This is a genomic window from Mesorhizobium sp. B2-7-3, from assembly GCF_006440715.1.
Classification (GTDB): Bacteria; Pseudomonadota; Alphaproteobacteria; order Rhizobiales; family Rhizobiaceae; genus Mesorhizobium; species Mesorhizobium australicum.
Genome location: NZ_VFTY01000001.1, coordinates 369,958 through 385,057 on the forward strand (window position 1 = coordinate 369,958; position 15,100 = coordinate 385,057).

Genomic DNA, 15,100 nt, shown 5'->3' on the forward strand with positions numbered 1-15,100 from the left:
GTTGCTGGAGGCAGGGGAAACCCGGAATTCTCGTTTGAACCTGTCTGTATCTGCAACGGTCGAGGTCGAGCCCTCGGGCAAAGTTGGTGGGCCCGCCGCTCTTGGACGACGGCAACCGTCACTTCCGCCGTGGCGGCCCGCCGCCAGTGGCTTTTTTCCAACAAGCTCTCCTTCCTTGGAAGGATTTAACTCTACAAGAACCATGGAATTAGCGAACTATGGACATGCAATCCGGTTTTCCCTTTTCATGGAGCCCTTTGATGCCCACCATTTCGCGACGCATTCTCCTTCTGTCGTCGGCCGCCCTCGCCGGCGCCGCCTTCCTCAGCCCGGCGCTCGCCGAAGACCTGAAGATCACCATCGGCTACCAGACGGTGGTCGAACCCTCGAAAGTGCCGCAGGCCGATGGCGCCTATGAAAAGGCGACCAAGGCCAGCATCGACTGGCGCAAATTCGATTCCGGCGCCGATGTCATCGCCGCGGTCGCCTCCGGCTCGGTCGATATCGGCTATGTCGGCTCGAGCCCGCTGGCGGCCGCCGCCAGCCGCGAACTGCCGATCCAGACCATTTTCGTCGTCGGCCTGATCGGGCAATCCGAGGCGCTGGTCGCCCGCAACGGCGCCGGCATCGAGAAGGTCGCAGACCTCGCCGGCAAGAAGGTCGCCGTGCCGTTCGTGTCGACGACGCATTACAGCCTGCTTGCCGCGCTCAAGCACGAGAATGTCGATCCGAAATCGGTCCAGATCCTCAACCTGCGGCCGCCGGAAATCGCCGCCGCCTTCGCGCGCGGCGACATCGACGCCGCCTATGTCTGGGACCCAGCGCTGGGCCAGATCAAGACATCCGGCAAGGTGGTGCTGGATTCCTCGCAGGTCGCCGCCTGGGGCGCGCCAACCTTCGACGCCTGGATCGTGCGCACCGACTTCGCCGAGAAGAACCCGGAAGCCGTGCGCGACTTCGTCAAGGTGACGGGCACCGCCTATGCGGACTATCTCGCCAAGCCCGACGCCTGGTCGGTGTCGTCGCCGCAGGCCGCCGCGATCGCCAAGCTCACCGGCGCCAAGCTGGAAGAGGTGCCGGAGCTGCTCAAGGGTTATGTCTTCCCCACCCTGGAAGAGCAGGCATCCGGGAAGTTCCTCGGCGGCGGTACGGTCAGTGCGATCGCGGCGGCATCCGCCTTCCTCAAGGAGCAAGGCAAGGTCGACGCGGTGCTGCCGGACTATTCGAAATACGTCACTTCGAAATACGTCACCGAGGCGCTGGCCTCGAACTGACGCCTCGCACACGCGGCTCTCCTTCCCTGACGCCGCGTGTTGCCTGTCCCGAAGCCGCAGACGAGGCGCGGTTTTGGGGCCGGCGGATATTCTTCCAATCGGCGAGGGCCCATGCCGCATCTCGTGCTCGACAAGATCTCCATCCACTATGACGGCCAGCCGGCACCCGCCGTCGAGCACGTGTCGATCGGCGTTGCCAAGAACGATTTCGTCGTCCTTGTCGGCCGCTCCGGCTGCGGCAAGACCTCGCTGCTCAACGTCGCCGCCGGCCTGGTCATACCGGCGCGCGGCAGTGCCACGGTCAATGGCAAGCCGATCACCGGGCCCGGTTCGGACCGGGCCGTGGTGTTCCAGAACGATGCGCTGTTTCCGTGGCTCACGGCGCGCGAGAACGTCGCCTTCGCGCTCAGGCTGCGCGGTGTAAGGCCAGCCGAACGGGCGCGCCGCGCCGATGAACTGCTGGCGCTGGTCAAGCTCGCTGAAGCCGGCGACAAACGCATCTGGGAGCTGTCCGGCGGCATGCGTCAGCGTGTCGGACTTGCCCGGGCGCTCGCCGCCGAACCCGAATTCCTGCTGCTCGACGAGCCGCTCGGCGCGCTCGACGCGCTGACGCGCGAGCGCATGCAGACGACGCTGCTCGACCTTTGGACGGCAAGCCATGCCGGCGTGCTGATGGTGACGCACGGCATCGAGGAGGCGCTGGTGCTCGCCACCCGCATCGTCGTGCTGGCGCCCGGCCCGGGCCGCGTGGTGCGAACCTTCGAGCCGGGCTTCTCCAGGCGTTACGCGGCGGGCGAGCCCATTCGCGCCATCAAGGCCGATCCGGCCTTCGCGGCGGCGCGCGGCGAACTGACCGACGCGATCTTCGAGGGAGAGGCGGCATGACGATTTCCTCCTACACCGAACGGCCCGGTTCAAGGACAGACGAAACCGACGGCCTGTCGGTGCCCTGGTCGAGGCCACGGGCGAAACGGACGGGCGTTTCGGCCCGCATGGTCAGCGCCGCCACCATCCTGGCGGTGCTGGCGCTCTGGACACTGTCGGCCCGCCTGCAACTGGTGTCGCCGGTGTTCCTGCCCTCGCCGCTTGCCGTGTGGAACAAGTTCATCGTGGTTATCAGCGACGGCTTCGTCGACGCGACGCTGCCGCAGCATGTCGTCGCCAGTCTGGCCCGCGTCTTTGCCGCGCTGGCCGCCGCCATCCTGGTCGGCGTGCCGGTGGGGCTCGCCATAGGCATCAGCACGGTGGGGCGCGGCATCTTCGATCCGCTGCTCGAATTCCTGCGGCCGATCCCGCCGCTGGCCTACCTGCCGCTGGTCATCATCTGGTTCGGCATCGGCGAGCCGTCGAAAATCCTGGTGATCGCCATCGCCATGCTGGCGCCGGTCGCGCTGTCGACCGCCTCGGGCGTCCGCGGCGTCTCGCGGGAGCGCGTCAACGCCGCGCGTTCGCTTGGTGCGACTCGACGCCAAGTGGTCCGCCACGTGATCCTGCCCAGCGCCCTGCCCTCGATCCTGACCGGCCTGCGCATCGCGCTCGGCGCCGGCTGGTCGACACTGGTCGCGGCCGAGCTGGTGGCGGCAACGCGCGGGCTTGGCTTCATGATCCAGTCGGCGGCCCAGTTCCTCGTCACCGACGTGGTGATCATGGGCATATTGGTGATCGCCGCCATCGCCTTCGTGCTCGAATTCACCATCCGCCGCATCGAGCGCGTGCTGGTCCCATGGGCGGGGCGGGAATGATCGGAAAAGGAGAATGACGATGACCCATTCCACCGCCGTGTTGTTTGCCCATGTCGGCGCCTGGCTGCTCGGCCTTGCTTCCGACGAGAACGCGGCAAGAGACGACAGCCCGCGCTCGCCGGCGCCGGTCCATCTCCGCGCCGGGCGCGATCGCCTGCCACCGCGCGACGAGAGTTTTTAGTGGGCCTGGCAGTACTGGTCGCAGTGAACGCAGTCGCATCGGCCGGCGCGCTCAGCAGCGGGCGTGCTTGCGCGAAAATCAACCATGCCCACGGTTCGCCCATACCAGCCCGGCCAGGCCGACCAGCATGGCGGCGAGGCCGATATAGAGCCATTGCGATTGGCCGGTCATGAAGCTGCCGCCGACCACGCCGATCCCTTGCAGCGACCACAACGCACCGATCGCCAGCACAATCAACGCCAGCAGATTTTTGGTCAGTCTCATTGTCGGATCTCGCTTTCCCAGTCGATCGAGAGCGGCGCCACAGCCGCGATGAAAGAGCCAAAGGAAGTGGCTCGATCCCAGCGGTTTCTACTTGGAGATTAATCCCGGATCTTGTCAAACGGATCTCGGATATCGGCACGAACATCATCGATAACTGATAAAATCTGGTCCGAAAATCCCTGACAAACTGTTACCCCCTGACTCCAAACGTGTGATCTTGCCATGGAACCGCCAGATCACTGCCGCATTTCCTGCCTTATTTCCCACCTAACGGCTTGGGTCTGTCAAAAACGGAGCCATCCCCCAAATATGAAGACCACGAAACAGACCGCGCTTGTCGCGGTAACGATCGCTGCTGGCCTGATGGTCGGCGCCTCCGCCACTTCGGCAACCGCCGCCGCCGGTCAGTGTGGCCGCGCTTCCTGGTACGCGCTGCACTCGAGGACCGCATCGGGCGAGCGTATGAACCCCTCGGCGATGACCGCCGCCCACCGCACGCTGCCTTTCGGCACCAAATTGCGGGTCACCAACAAGAACAACGGCCGCAGCGTCGTCGTGCGCATCAACGATCGCGGTCCCTTCATCAAGGGCCGGGTGCTCGACCTGTCGAAAGGCGCCGCCGGCCAGCTCGGCTTCATCGGCTCCGGGCAGACCTCCGTCTGCATGGCGCGCGTCTGATCTGATCGTCTCCTGACCATGATCCCTTCCGACCGCAGGACCATCATGGTCAGGTCGCCGCGAAAGCCTGACACATATCCTACACATTTCGGCACTGCACATTGAGCCGGCTGGGCCGGCCGTACCGGGTTTTCAAGGCTTTCGGCGAAAGAAGCATTTGGTCACGCCACGTGACGTATTGCATCGCAGCAATTAGTTGTTAACTTCCCCGCGAGACATCTAGGGCTCGGCGCTGATCGTCGTCCCTTCGGTCGCGGGGTAACGTATGTTCTACCAGCTCTACGAAATGAACCACGCGGCCCTGCAGCCGGCGCGGGTCTATGCCGACGCGGTCCGGTTGTTCTACTCCAACCCGCTCAACCCCGTTTCGCATACGCCCTGGGGCCGTTCGATCGCCGCCGGCGCCGAACTGTTCGAGCGCACCACGCGCCGCTACGGCAAGCCGCGATTCGGCCTGGCCAAGACGGTGGTCGACTGGAAGAGCGTCGCGGTCACCGAGAAGACCGTCTGGTCGAAGCCGTTCTGCAATCTCGTCCGGTTCGAGCGCGCCGTTCCCCCCGGGCGCAAGGCCGACCCGAAGCTTTTGATCGTGGCGCCGATGTCGGGCCATTATGCCACGCTGCTGCGCGGCACGGTCGAGGCGATGCTGCCCTATGCCGATGTCCATATCACCGACTGGGTCGACGCCCGCATGGTGCCGCTGGCCGATGGCAGCTTCGATCTCGACGACTATATCGACTACGTCATCGACATGCTGCACACGCTGGGTCCGGACACGCATGTGATGGCCGTGTGCCAGCCTTCCGTGCCGGTGCTTGCGGCGGTGGCGCTGATGGAGGCGAAGGGCGATCCCTTCGTGCCTTCGACGATGACCCTGATGGGCGGGCCGATCGACACCCGCCGCAACCCGACCGCCGTCAATCTGCTGGCCGAGGAAAAGGGCATCGACTGGTTCCGCGACAACGTCGTCATGCGCGCGCCCTGGCCAGTGCCGGGCTTCGGCCGCGAGGTCTATCCCGGTTTCCTGCAGCTTTCGGGCTTCATGAGCATGAACCTCGACCGCCACATCATCGCCCACAAGGAATTCTTCATGAACCTTGTGAAGCACGATGGCGACAATGCCGAAAAACACCGCGACTTCTATGACGAATATCTGGCGGTGATGGATCTGACGGCGGAGTTTTATCTGCAGACGGTCGACACGGTCTTCGTGCGCCATGCGCTGCCCAAGGGCGAGATGACGCATCGCGGCACCAGGATCGATCCGTCCGTCATACGCAACGTTGCCCTGTTCACGGTCGAGGGCGAGAACGACGACATTTCGGGTCTTGGCCAGACCAAGGCGGCGCAGGATTTGTGCGTCAACATCCCCGCCGACAAGAAGGCCCACTACATGCAGCCGGCAGTCGGCCATTACGGCGTCTTCAACGGCTCGCGCTTCCGCTCCGAGATCGTGCCGCGCATCGTCGACTTCATCACCAGCTATGGCCGCCAGAACCGCGTCGCGGTGAAGCCGAAGCTGGTGCGCACCGCCAAGCGGTAGACGGTTTGAAACGGAACCGGCCGCCGGTCCGATTTGTTGCACAAGTGCCGCTCTGCCTCCCCGCGGGTAACCATGCTGCAAATCAGGCCGACGTCGTAATTGACACGGAGTGTAAATCGCCCTTAACGTTTCGTTAACAACAGGGCGAGCGGGGACAATGAATTCCTCAACCATGCGAAGGCTGCGCGTATGCGCGGCAGCAGGGCTGGCGTTAACGGGGGGCTGGATGGCACCGGCCTGGGCTTCGGGCGCCATGGCGACCGGGGGCCTCACCTCGCAGCCGATCGGCCACTACGATTTCTGCAAGCAGCGTCCGGGCGAATGTTCGATCCGCCCGGCCAATCTCGCGCCGGCGGTGCTGACCGACGGGTTGATGCGCAAGATGGTCAACGTCACCGCCAGGGTCAATGCCGCCGTCAAGCCGATGAGCGACATGGACATCTACGGCAAGGACGAGGTCTGGGCCTATCCGGACAAGGGCGTCGGCGACTGCGAGGACTATGTGCTGGAGAAGCGGCGCCAGCTGTCCCACATGGGCATGTCGCTCGCCGATCTCCTGATAACCGTGGTCCGCAAGCCCGACGGTGAAGGCCACGCCGTGCTGACGGTGCGCACCGACGGCGGCGACTATGTGCTGGACAATCTGACCGACAAGGTCAAGTTCTGGGACCAGACCGGCTACCGCTTCCTCAAGCGCCAGGCGATCGACAACACCGGCCGCTGGGTCTCGATCCGCGGCGGCCAGCAGGTTCTGGTCGGCTCGGTGCAGTAGGGCCATAGCGGGGCACCTGCCTGAGGCGGCGCCACCCCGGCGCTGCCATACCGTTACATTCTGCACGTTGCGAAGCTCGCAGATCGCGGCATGGATCCTCGGGGCTGCGCGTCCGCTTCGCTCCCGCTCCGCCCGTGGATGATGAACCGTGGAGGTTCCGCAATCCCTGGGGCCTCTGCCATTGCCGCACTGCCTTGACCCACGGCTCCCTTTGGGGACCCTCCAGAAAATTTCCGCATCCCTCCGTGAACCATTTCCGTTCGCCCGGCGACACACAGCCGTGAACCGAACCAACCCAAATCATGGAGACTTCAAATGACTGCTTTTCTGCGCAACACGCTTCTCGCCGCGGCCGCCGTTTCGGCCCTGACCGGATCAGCTCTGGCCGGGCAGACCATTCCAAGCTGCGCCAACACCAACCTCAACGATTTGTGGGCCGGCCGCTGTTGCGGCGAGGCCGGCGCGTCGGACTGCCTGGGCGGTGGCAATGGCGGCCAGGGCCATGGCGACCATGGTCGCGGCGGCAATGGCGGCAGCACGGCCGGCAAGAATTGATCGCACCACGGCTGCCCGCTGGCTGCTCGCCGGCGGGCACTGTCTTCTACGATCGCCGGCCCAATGCCGTGCGGATCGACGCGGTGATGCGCAGAAGCTCGGCCTCGTCGAGTTTCTCGATGGTCTCGGCCAGAAGATTGGCAAGTTCGGTGGCGGCGGGGGACAGGCCTGACGTATCGAGTTTCACCCGCGGATGCGAGGTTTCGGCCAGCCGCGCCAGTTCCTCGGCATCGTCCCAGATGATGTTGAAATAACCGATGATCTTCTGGATCAGCGTCCAGGTCGGCGCGCCGCGCCGGCCATGCTCGAGCGCCGAGAGATAGGCGGCGCTGACGCCGATCGCCGCCGCCATGTCCTTCTGGCTGACGCCGCGCTCGGCCCGCAGCGCCCGCAGCCGCTCGCCGAACGGCGTCACGAGCGCGCCCGCCGCAGCCTGATATAAAGCGCTCCCGAGCCGCCATGGTTGCGGGCGGCATGGTCGTGGCTGGAGACCAGCGGCCGGAACGCCGGTGTCGACAGCCAGGCCGGCACGGCGCGACGCAAGATGCCATCGCCGCCCGAGGAAGACCCCTTGCCGGTGATGACCAGCACATAGCGGACGCCGCCGGCATGCGCCCGGTGCAGGAACGAGAACAGCAGCGAATAGGCCTCGTCCTGCGTCATGCCGTGCAAGTCGACGCGGCCCTCGATCGGCAGCCGGCCCTTTTGCAGCTTGTCCAGCGTCGGCTCGTCGAGCCGGTGCGTGACATGCTGGACCTTCGGTTTTGCCGCGCCCGGCGCATTGGCGGCGGGCTGGACCGGCTGCGCCGGTGTCGGCCTGGCATCGACGGCCATGTCCGGAATGTCGACGGCGGCGCGGCCCTTGAGCGGCTTGGCGGTGCGCGCCACCAGGTTCCACAGCACCCGGTCGTCGTCGCTGAGTTTATCCCCGCGCTTGCTCATCTCGCGCCCCCGGCCAGCGCGCGCGGCACCAGCGCATAGAAATCGGCGGCGTCGCGCACCACGCCGGCGATCTCGCCGGCGGCATCGCCCGAGCCGGCGAACAGGTCGCCCCGCGCCGGCCCTGTTATGGCCGAGCCGGTGTCCTGCGCGATCATCAGCCGCCGGAACGGGTTTTTGTCGAAGGCGGTGAGCGTCGGCGCGTCGATGTAAAAAGGCGTGCCGAATGTGTGCAGCAGCCGGTCGACGGCCATCGAGCGGCCCGGCGTCAGCGGCACCTTGGCGGCCGCGATCGGACCGAGCGCGGCATCATCCACTGCAGCCTCGCGGAAGAAGATGTAGGAGCGGTTTTGCCACAGGATCTCGTCGACCCGCCCAGGATGCGCCTTGAACCAGGCGCGGATCGACTGCATGGTCACGTCGGCCAGCGGGATTTCGCCGAGCCCGCTCAGGATTTTGCCGGGACCCGTAAAGCGCTGGCCTGACTTGGCGGCGTAGGTGACGCGGCAAAGCCGCCCGTCGGTCATGACAAGCCGGGCCGCGCCTTGGACATGGATGAAGAAGGCATCGACCTTGTCGGCCAGCCAGGCGATCTCCAGCCCCTGGCCGGCGAGCGCGCCGCGCTCGATCGCGCCACGGTCGGGATATTCGGCCAGCCCATCGACGGTCCGGCGCGCGAAGGCGAGGTAAGGATCCATCCCGGCGGGCCGGTTGGCGTCGTCGACATCGACGAGATCGGCCGGCCGCGACAAGAGCGGCACGCGGAAACGCTCCGTCCGTACTGGCGATGCCTCGACTTGCGGTTCGTAGAAACCGGTGACGAGGCCGGCGCCAGTTTCGGGCCGCACCAGCATGGGGACAAAATGGCGCTCGAAGAAGGCGCGCGCTTCGGACGAACTGGCGGCGGGGGCTTTACGTGCTTGCGCATAGGCCTCGGCGAAGCCGCTGAAATCGACGCCCAGCGCGCCGCTGCGATAGGGTTTTACCGGCACATGGAAGGCGGACCGGGCAAAGGCGGCGAAAGCCGGCAGATGGTCGTCGTCGCCCCAGCCGGGCAGGTCGCCGAAGGACCTTTCAACAAGGAGAGGCGACAGCGACACCGGAGCCTGCCTTTGCCGGACTCAGTCTTCTTCTTCGGTGGCGACGAGCTTCCAGTTCGGATCGCGCGAGCGTGTGTCGCGGGCGAAGGTCCAGACATCCTTGACCTCGGCCACCGTCTCGGGATCGCCGTCGATGACCGTACCGGCCTGGTCGCGCGTCGCCGAGATCAGCTCGCTGATGATGCGCAGCGTCACATGCGCCTCGCCGCCCTTCATCTCGGCCGAGACGATGTCGGCCTTGTCGATGCCGACGAAGGAGGACTGGATCTTTTCCGACTTGGCCTCGCGCTCGCCGATCGCGGCGACGAAGCCGTCATAGACCTCGCGCGACAGAAGGTTCTTCAGCGTTTTGCGGTCGCCGTCGGCATAGGCCATGACGATCATTTCGTAAGCCATCTTGGCGCCGTCGACGAACCCCTTGGGATCGAAGGAGGGGTCGTTGTCCTTGATCGCGCGCAGGCCCTTGTTGAGATCGGTGTCGGGCTTGGCGAAGGCGTCGATGGCCGTATAGGCGTCGGCCGGCGCCGGCTCGCCGGGCGCCCGCTTGCGCGGCAGCGAAACGACGTTCTCGGGCTTCTGCGTGGCGTCCTTGTCGGTGCGCGCCGCCGTGTAGGGGTCAAAGGGCGGCCGCTCGCTACCGGTCCGGCGGCCCAGCACGTTGCGCAGCTGGAAGAAGATCACCACCGCCGCGATCAGGAAGAAAATCGTGCCGAAGTCGAAGAAGCCCATATTTTCCGCCAATCAATCCCTGCCTCTAGGCCGGACCGTCCAGCCCAGCAGGCCGCGGTCGCATAGCGTTCACCATTCAAAGCATATAGAACGCAAGGCGCAATCATTCAAATCAAAGGCAGGCATACCTATCTAACAGCCTCCGTGCCAGCGGCGATTGGCCGCCAGCGGGACAAAACAATCGAATGATCGGTAAAGACTTGCGCATTTCGCTGCTTCCCCTCTTCCTCCTCGCGCTTCCGCTGCTGGAAATCGCCGGTTTCGTCGTCGTCGGCCGTGAGGTCGGCGCGCTGGCGACAGTCGGCCTGGTGCTGGCCTCGAGCTTCGCCGGCGTGCTTTTGCTGCGCCACCAGGGTTTCGGCGTCATGACCCGCATCCGCACCGAGATGGCCGCCGGCCGCGACCCCAGCGGCCAGCTCGCCCATGGCGCCATGATCGTGGTCGCGGCGATCCTGCTGATCATTCCCGGTTTCATCACGGACATTGTCGGCCTTCTGCTGTTCCTGCCGCCGGTGCGCGACCTTGCCTGGAGCAGGCTGAAGGGCCGCATCGTGGTGGCCAGCAATTTCTCCACCGGCGGCTTCCGCCGGCAGCGCGACAAGGTCATCGACCTCGGCGACGGCGACTATTCGCGCGAGGACGACCTCAAGCGCGGCCCGGACCACAATTCGCCGTGGCGGCGGCTGAAGGACGATTGAGACTGCATCGATATTCAGGTGATGCCGGTCTGCAAAGGGCGGCTTCCTGCGCTTCCGGTGCTCACGTACTTCAAGTACGCTCCGCTCCGGTTCTCGGAAACCACCCTTTTCGCCTCGGCCTGACCTGAATCTCGATGCAGTCTGGGTCCGCTCCGGTCACACGGCGGCAAACCTTGTCTTGTCATGCCGGCCATGGTAGCGAACGCCCGATTTCAATTCGGTCAGCCCCGATTCAATTCGGTGAGCGAGACTGCCCAGGGGAAAAGGATAGTGGCTCATGGCCAGCAATGATGACGCGCCGGTCGGCGCCAATGGCAACGGCAACGCGGCACAGCCGTCGCTCAACGTGCTGGCCCAGTATGTGAAGGACCTGTCCTTCGAAAGCCCCGGCGCGCCCAACTCGCTGCGCGGCCGCGACAAGGCGCCCGGCATCGCCATCAACGTCAACGTCAACGCCAACCCGCTCTCCGACAAGCAGTTCGACGTCAATCTGACGCTGAACGCCAAGGCCTCCTTCGACCAGGAAGTGCTGTTCAACGTCGAGCTGGTCTATGGCGGCGTCTTCGCCATTTCGGGCTTTCCGCAGGAGCACATGCTGCCGATCCTGTTCATCGAATGCCCGCGCCTGCTGTTCCCCTTCGCCCGCCAGATCATCGCCGAGGCGACGCGCAATGGCGGCTTCCCGCCGCTGATGCTGGACCCGATCGACTTCGCGCAGATGTTCCAGCAGAAGCTGGCCGAAGACCAGGCCGCGTCCTCCAAGACCCAGGTGAGCTGATCCTCGGCTGACAGGGATCGCTTGAAAAACCCGGCCTCGCGCCGGGTTTTTTGTTCTGGTGGATTGACCGATCGCGCCATGGGTCGACCCCCACTCCGTCGAGCTTCGCTCGACACCTCTCCCCCGATCGACGGGGTAGAGGAAAGGCGCGACCTCGCCAAGCGCGTTCCTTCCTCTCCCTCCGGAGGGGGGAGAGGTGGCTCGGCGAAGCCGAGACGGAGTGGGGGAAGCCGCTGGTGAAACGCGAAGCCGCAGGCAAACGCTTCGCTCTTGCTCGCAATCCGACCGATCCCCTGCGGGAAGATGTCTGGCAGACAAGAGGTGGTGAAGCAATGCGACGGGGCAGCCATCCCAAGCGCCCAGGTCCGTCCACCCCCTGCGGAGCATCGCACAAGTCCTGCGGATTCCAGAACATTCCGCCACGTCACCCAGCCCTATCATTCCCTCTCAGGCAATGGCGCCCCGGCGGTCGCAGCCGCGCCGCGTCGGCTTGTCCGCCGGGGCGAGCCTGTTTCCGTGCAGGCCGTCGTCCCAAAACCGCTGGGCAATTTTGGGCATGCACCAACAAAAGAGGGAACGACGATGAAATTCATGCTGACCGACCGCAAACTTCACCCGCGCGCCAAACCTGTCGCCGACGATTTCAGGACGGGCGGCATCAGCCGCCGCGAATATCTGGCGCTGATGGCCGGCCTCGGCGTCAGCGCCGCCGGCGCCTTTGCGCTGGGCGGCATCGCCCCGACGCCCGCCCGAGCCGCCGAGCCGAAGAAGGGCGGCGTGCTGCGCGTCGCCATGAACGTCAAGGGATTCAAGGATCCGCGCACCTTCGACGGCGTCGAAATGTCCAATGTCGCGCGTCACTGCAACGAATATCTGGTGCGCTGGAACACCGACTTCACCTTCGAGCCCTGGCTGCTCGAAAAATGGGAGATGAGCGACGACGCCAAGACGCTGACGCTGCATGTGCGCAAGGGCATCACCTGGTCGAACGGCGACGCCTTCAACGCCGACGACGTCGTCCACAACCTCACCCGCTGGTGCGAGGCCGGCGTTGCCGGCAATTCGGTCGCCGCGCGCATGGGCGCGCTGGTCAATGCCGACACCAAGAAGGTGGTCGATGGCGGCATCGAGAAGGTCGACGACTACACCATCAAGCTCAACCTGCCGAAATCAGACATTTCGCTGATCGCCGGCATGGCCGACTATCCGGCGTTGATCATGCACCGCTCCTATGACGGCGACGGCGACCCGATGAAGGCGCTCGCCATCACCACCGGACCGTGCGAGCTGGTGAAATGGGACGCCGAGACGGCCGCGGAGGTCAAGCGCAGGGACAAGCCCTGGTGGAAGGGCGAGTTTTACCTGGATGGCATCCAGTGGATCGACTACGGCTCCGACCCTAACGCCATGCTGTCGGCGTTCGAATCCGGCGAGATCGACACCGATCACGAAACCGCCTCCGACGCCGTCTCGCAGACCGACAAGATGGGGCTGAAGAATTCCGAGATCGCCACCGGCTCGACCATCGTCGCCCGCTTCAATGTCGCCAACGCGCCCTATGACGACGTCAAGGTACGACGCGCCGCCCAGCTCGCGGTGGACAATTCCGCCGTGCTGAAGCTCGGCCTCGATGGCCGCGGCAAGCCCGCCGACAACCACCATGTCGGCCCCATGCATCCCGAATATGCCGATATCGGCCCCGCCAAGCGCGATGTGGAGGCGGCCAAGAAGCTGCTCGCCGAGAGCGGCAAGGCGGACCACGAATACGACCTCATCTCGGTCGACATCGAATGGCAGAAGAGCACCGGCGACGCCATCGCCGCGCAGATGCGCGAGGCGGGCCTCAAGATCAAGCGCACCGTGCTGCCCGCCGCCACCTTCTGGAACGACTGGAGCAAGTTCCCCTATTCCTGCACCGAATGGCTCGGCCGCCCGCTCGGCGTCCAGGTGCTGGCGCTGGCGTATAAATCGGGCGCCGCCTGGAACGAGAGCGCCTATGCCTCGAAGGAGTTCGACGCGCTGCTCGACAAGGCGCTCGCCATGCCCGACCCCAAGGCCCGCAAGGAGGTCATGGCCAAGATCGAGCAGAATTTGCGCGATTCAGGCATCATCATCCAGCCCTACTGGCGTTCGGTCTACCGAACCTACCGCAAGGGCATCGAAGGCTGCGAACAGCACCAGGCGCTGGAGCAGCACTTCGAGAAGGTCTGGATTGAAAGTTGAGGTTTGGCCGGTCTTGGTTCCTCTCCCTCCGGAGGGGGGAGAGGTGGCGCTGCGAAGCAGCGACGGAGTGGGGGACGGCGTCCGCAAAGTCAAAATCGGGTCGGGGTTGGGGATAGCGGCTAGTCCAGCGTGCGCCTATCGCAGGTCAGCACCGCCCTCACTGTCCTGCCGGCAGGCAGGTGAGGGGCAGCGCCGACGCTGACTTTCCCGTCGCGGGCGGAGGGAGATACCTGCGAAGGTCCGCGCCGGGCGGGGCGGAGCGCCTTTGGCCCACACTCAAATCATTCAGGGAAGATGGCCGGCGCGCATGCCGGTGAGACAATTGCCTGAGCCCCGCGCCGGCCACTAGCGACCTTACAAAGGTCCGCCGCCCGATTTGTGTACCGGCCCCGCGCCGCGCGATCAACCGAGGTGGCTGCTTGGTATGAATTCGTACCAACCCTGCCGTGGGATTTGTCGCGGGAGAGCGATGGGCGGCAGCAGGCCTGCCCTTTCCCGGGAACGTTCTAGCGCGGGCAGACCGACACTGGACACGCGACAGCCGTCACGGCCGAAAGCCTCTCGCGCTTGCTCAGCATCGGCTTTGCATAGATCTTTTTCACGGATAGTCCCCCAATTGCCCGCCTCCAATGACGCATGTGTGGAGCTGACGTCAATACGGCGGCCGTGGTTCGGGGGGACCGTTACTATTGCCGAGGTCGGCGCCGCCCCTCACTGTCCTGCCGGACGTTCGTCGTTCGAAAAGCCAAGCAATTGGCTTTTCGTCCGCTGCGCGGACCACTTGTCAACTCCCCGTAAACGGGGCGAGAGGGGCAGGCCGCAACGCCGGTGCTTTTCTTGCAACGATGGCGATTGGCGAAAGTGTCAATGACAGCGCCCCTCTCCCCGTCCCTATACGGGGAGAGGATGCCGGCAGGCAGGTGAGGGGCGGCGCCCGCGCCTGGAACCGAGCCGCTAAACGTGCCGAGAACCCCTTAGCAAAGTCCAGATCCACCCAACAAAAGTCAGCACCAGGAACGGATAGCCTGCCGCCGGCAGCGGCGAGGAGGTTGGCAGCAAGGGCGTGCCCCACAGCACCATGCCCACAGAGGCGAAGAATAGCGCGGCGGCGACGAATGCGGTGAACCGCATCCACAGCGCGAAAGTGGAGGGCACACTGACCATGATGAGGGCGGCCGCCCAGAGCGAGACGCCGCCGACATAGGAAGGCACGCTGGCCTCGAGCCCCGCCGCATTGCCGGCCAGAAGCAGGCTTTCGCCGGCGAGGAAGGTCAGGAAGCCCGCGGCAACGTAATCATTGCCCAGCCGCTGGTATTTCATGGTGAGCAGAGCGGTCGCCACCACCAGCGCCACACCGTCTATCGCCCAGAGGGTTTCGCGCAGTGAAGCGCTCGCCACGAAGGTGCCAGCGAGGCCGAAGATGCCGCCGATGGCGAGGCCGAGAGAGGCGATGATGTCAGAGGTGGTGCGCATGTGGTGTGTCCCCGAGCTGGGGAAGAGGATACGCGAAGGCGGGCGTATGGTGAAGATACTGGGCTGCATCTCGCTATCCGATCCGTCTACCTAGACCCGGATGTCGAGGGCTTGACACCTTAGCCGTAGAAGTAATCTAGTGACGCCTGGC

The 15,100-nt window shown here is 65.1% G+C and carries 17 protein-coding genes; 11 read left to right on the forward strand and 6 right to left on the reverse strand.

Annotation, left to right across the window (positions count from 1 at the left end; all coding sequences use genetic code 11):
• The first annotated feature begins 260 nt into the window (after positions 1 to 260).
• The 4 genes from tauA to FJW04_RS29850 all read left to right on the forward strand — a co-directional run bounded on the left by tauA (position 261) and on the right by FJW04_RS29850 (position 3,197).
• Positions 261 to 1,274, forward strand: coding sequence for a taurine ABC transporter substrate-binding protein (gene tauA / locus FJW04_RS01840; protein ID WP_015314724.1), 1,014 nt, complete (start codon positions 261 to 263; stop codon positions 1,272 to 1,274).
• A 111-nt stretch (positions 1,275 to 1,385) separates the two neighbouring features.
• Positions 1,386 to 2,159, forward strand: coding sequence for a taurine ABC transporter ATP-binding protein (locus FJW04_RS01845; protein ID WP_140619854.1), 774 nt, complete (start codon positions 1,386 to 1,388; stop codon positions 2,157 to 2,159).
• On the forward strand, positions 2,156 to 3,016 hold the full coding sequence (locus FJW04_RS01850; RefSeq protein WP_140712011.1) for an ABC transporter permease subunit: 861 nt from the start codon (positions 2,156 to 2,158) through the stop codon (positions 3,014 to 3,016). Before FJW04_RS01845 ends, FJW04_RS01850 begins: the two co-directional genes overlap by 4 nt.
• Before the next feature lie 19 nt (positions 3,017 to 3,035).
• A complete protein-coding gene (locus tag FJW04_RS29850) occupies positions 3,036 to 3,197 on the forward strand; it encodes a hypothetical protein (RefSeq protein WP_181172850.1) in 162 nt (53 codons plus the stop codon).
• A 78-nt stretch (positions 3,198 to 3,275) separates the two neighbouring features.
• Here the strand turns inward: FJW04_RS29850 and FJW04_RS29855 are convergent, their stop codons facing one another.
• On the reverse strand, positions 3,276 to 3,461 hold the full coding sequence (locus FJW04_RS29855; RefSeq protein ID WP_015314728.1) for a hypothetical protein: 186 nt from the start codon (positions 3,459 to 3,461) through the stop codon (positions 3,276 to 3,278).
• Positions 3,462 to 3,770: 309 nt separating this feature from the next.
• Here FJW04_RS29855 and FJW04_RS01860 point away from each other — a divergent pair, with 309 nt between their 5' ends.
• The 4 genes from FJW04_RS01860 (at position 3,771) to FJW04_RS01875 (ending at position 7,009) form a co-directional block, all read left to right on the forward strand.
• The gene (locus FJW04_RS01860) at positions 3,771 to 4,139 is read left to right on the forward strand and encodes a septal ring lytic transglycosylase RlpA family protein (protein WP_015314729.1); all 369 of its coding nucleotides are present in this window, start codon (positions 3,771 to 3,773) and stop codon (positions 4,137 to 4,139) included.
• Between the two features lie 265 nt (positions 4,140 to 4,404).
• The gene (locus FJW04_RS01865; RefSeq protein ID WP_140712013.1) at positions 4,405 to 5,682 is read left to right on the forward strand and encodes a polyhydroxyalkanoate depolymerase; all 1,278 of its coding nucleotides are present in this window, start codon (positions 4,405 to 4,407) and stop codon (positions 5,680 to 5,682) included.
• 157 nt (positions 5,683 to 5,839) lie between these two features.
• Positions 5,840 to 6,454 (forward strand): transglutaminase-like cysteine peptidase, encoded by a 615-nt coding sequence (locus FJW04_RS01870; protein WP_015314731.1) that lies wholly within the window; start codon positions 5,840 to 5,842, stop codon positions 6,452 to 6,454.
• 315 nt (positions 6,455 to 6,769) lie between these two features.
• Positions 6,770 to 7,009, forward strand: coding sequence for a hypothetical protein (locus tag FJW04_RS01875; RefSeq protein ID WP_140619862.1), 240 nt, complete (start codon positions 6,770 to 6,772; stop codon positions 7,007 to 7,009).
• A gap of 46 nt (positions 7,010 to 7,055) precedes the next feature.
• On the opposite strand, the gene FJW04_RS01880 is transcribed toward FJW04_RS01875, so the two are convergent.
• The 4 genes from FJW04_RS01880 to FJW04_RS01895 are packed head-to-tail and all read right to left on the reverse strand — an operon-like array spanning position 7,056 to position 9,777.
• Positions 7,056 to 7,424 carry a helix-turn-helix transcriptional regulator gene (locus FJW04_RS01880; protein WP_140712015.1) on the reverse strand — a complete coding sequence of 123 codons (369 nt, stop codon included), beginning with the start codon at positions 7,422 to 7,424 and terminating at the stop codon, positions 7,056 to 7,058.
• Complete coding sequence (locus FJW04_RS01885) at positions 7,421 to 7,951, reverse strand: Smr/MutS family protein (protein WP_140619864.1); 531 nt, start codon at positions 7,949 to 7,951, stop codon at positions 7,421 to 7,423. The genes FJW04_RS01880 and FJW04_RS01885 overlap by 4 nt, the downstream gene beginning before the upstream one ends.
• Positions 7,948 to 9,048, reverse strand: coding sequence for a murein transglycosylase A (locus tag FJW04_RS01890; RefSeq protein WP_140712017.1), 1,101 nt, complete (start codon positions 9,046 to 9,048; stop codon positions 7,948 to 7,950). The genes FJW04_RS01885 and FJW04_RS01890 overlap by 4 nt, the downstream gene beginning before the upstream one ends.
• A 21-nt stretch (positions 9,049 to 9,069) precedes the next feature.
• Positions 9,070 to 9,777: a Tim44/TimA family putative adaptor protein gene (locus tag FJW04_RS01895; RefSeq protein ID WP_015314736.1), complete on the reverse strand. Its 708-nt coding sequence runs from the start codon at positions 9,775 to 9,777 to the stop codon at positions 9,070 to 9,072.
• Positions 9,778 to 9,977: 200 nt separating this feature from the next.
• Here FJW04_RS01895 and FJW04_RS01900 point away from each other — a divergent pair, with 200 nt between their 5' ends.
• The 3 genes from FJW04_RS01900 to FJW04_RS01910 all read left to right on the forward strand — a co-directional run bounded on the left by FJW04_RS01900 (position 9,978) and on the right by FJW04_RS01910 (position 13,476).
• Positions 9,978 to 10,475, forward strand: a complete 498-nt coding sequence (locus tag FJW04_RS01900) for an FxsA family protein (protein WP_140712474.1) — start codon at positions 9,978 to 9,980, stop codon at positions 10,473 to 10,475.
• 277 nt (positions 10,476 to 10,752) lie between these two features.
• Complete coding sequence (secB, locus tag FJW04_RS01905) at positions 10,753 to 11,253, forward strand: protein-export chaperone SecB (protein WP_015314738.1); 501 nt, start codon at positions 10,753 to 10,755, stop codon at positions 11,251 to 11,253.
• Between the two features lie 582 nt (positions 11,254 to 11,835).
• Positions 11,836 to 13,476, forward strand: coding sequence for an ABC transporter substrate-binding protein (locus FJW04_RS01910; RefSeq protein WP_140712019.1), 1,641 nt, complete (start codon positions 11,836 to 11,838; stop codon positions 13,474 to 13,476).
• A 954-nt stretch (positions 13,477 to 14,430) separates the two neighbouring features.
• Here FJW04_RS01910 and FJW04_RS29860 read toward each other — a convergent pair.
• Entirely contained in the window at positions 14,431 to 14,949 is a 519-nt protein-coding gene (locus tag FJW04_RS29860; RefSeq protein ID WP_181172851.1) for a hypothetical protein, read from the reverse strand.
• Between the last annotated feature and the right edge of the window lie 151 nt (positions 14,950 to 15,100).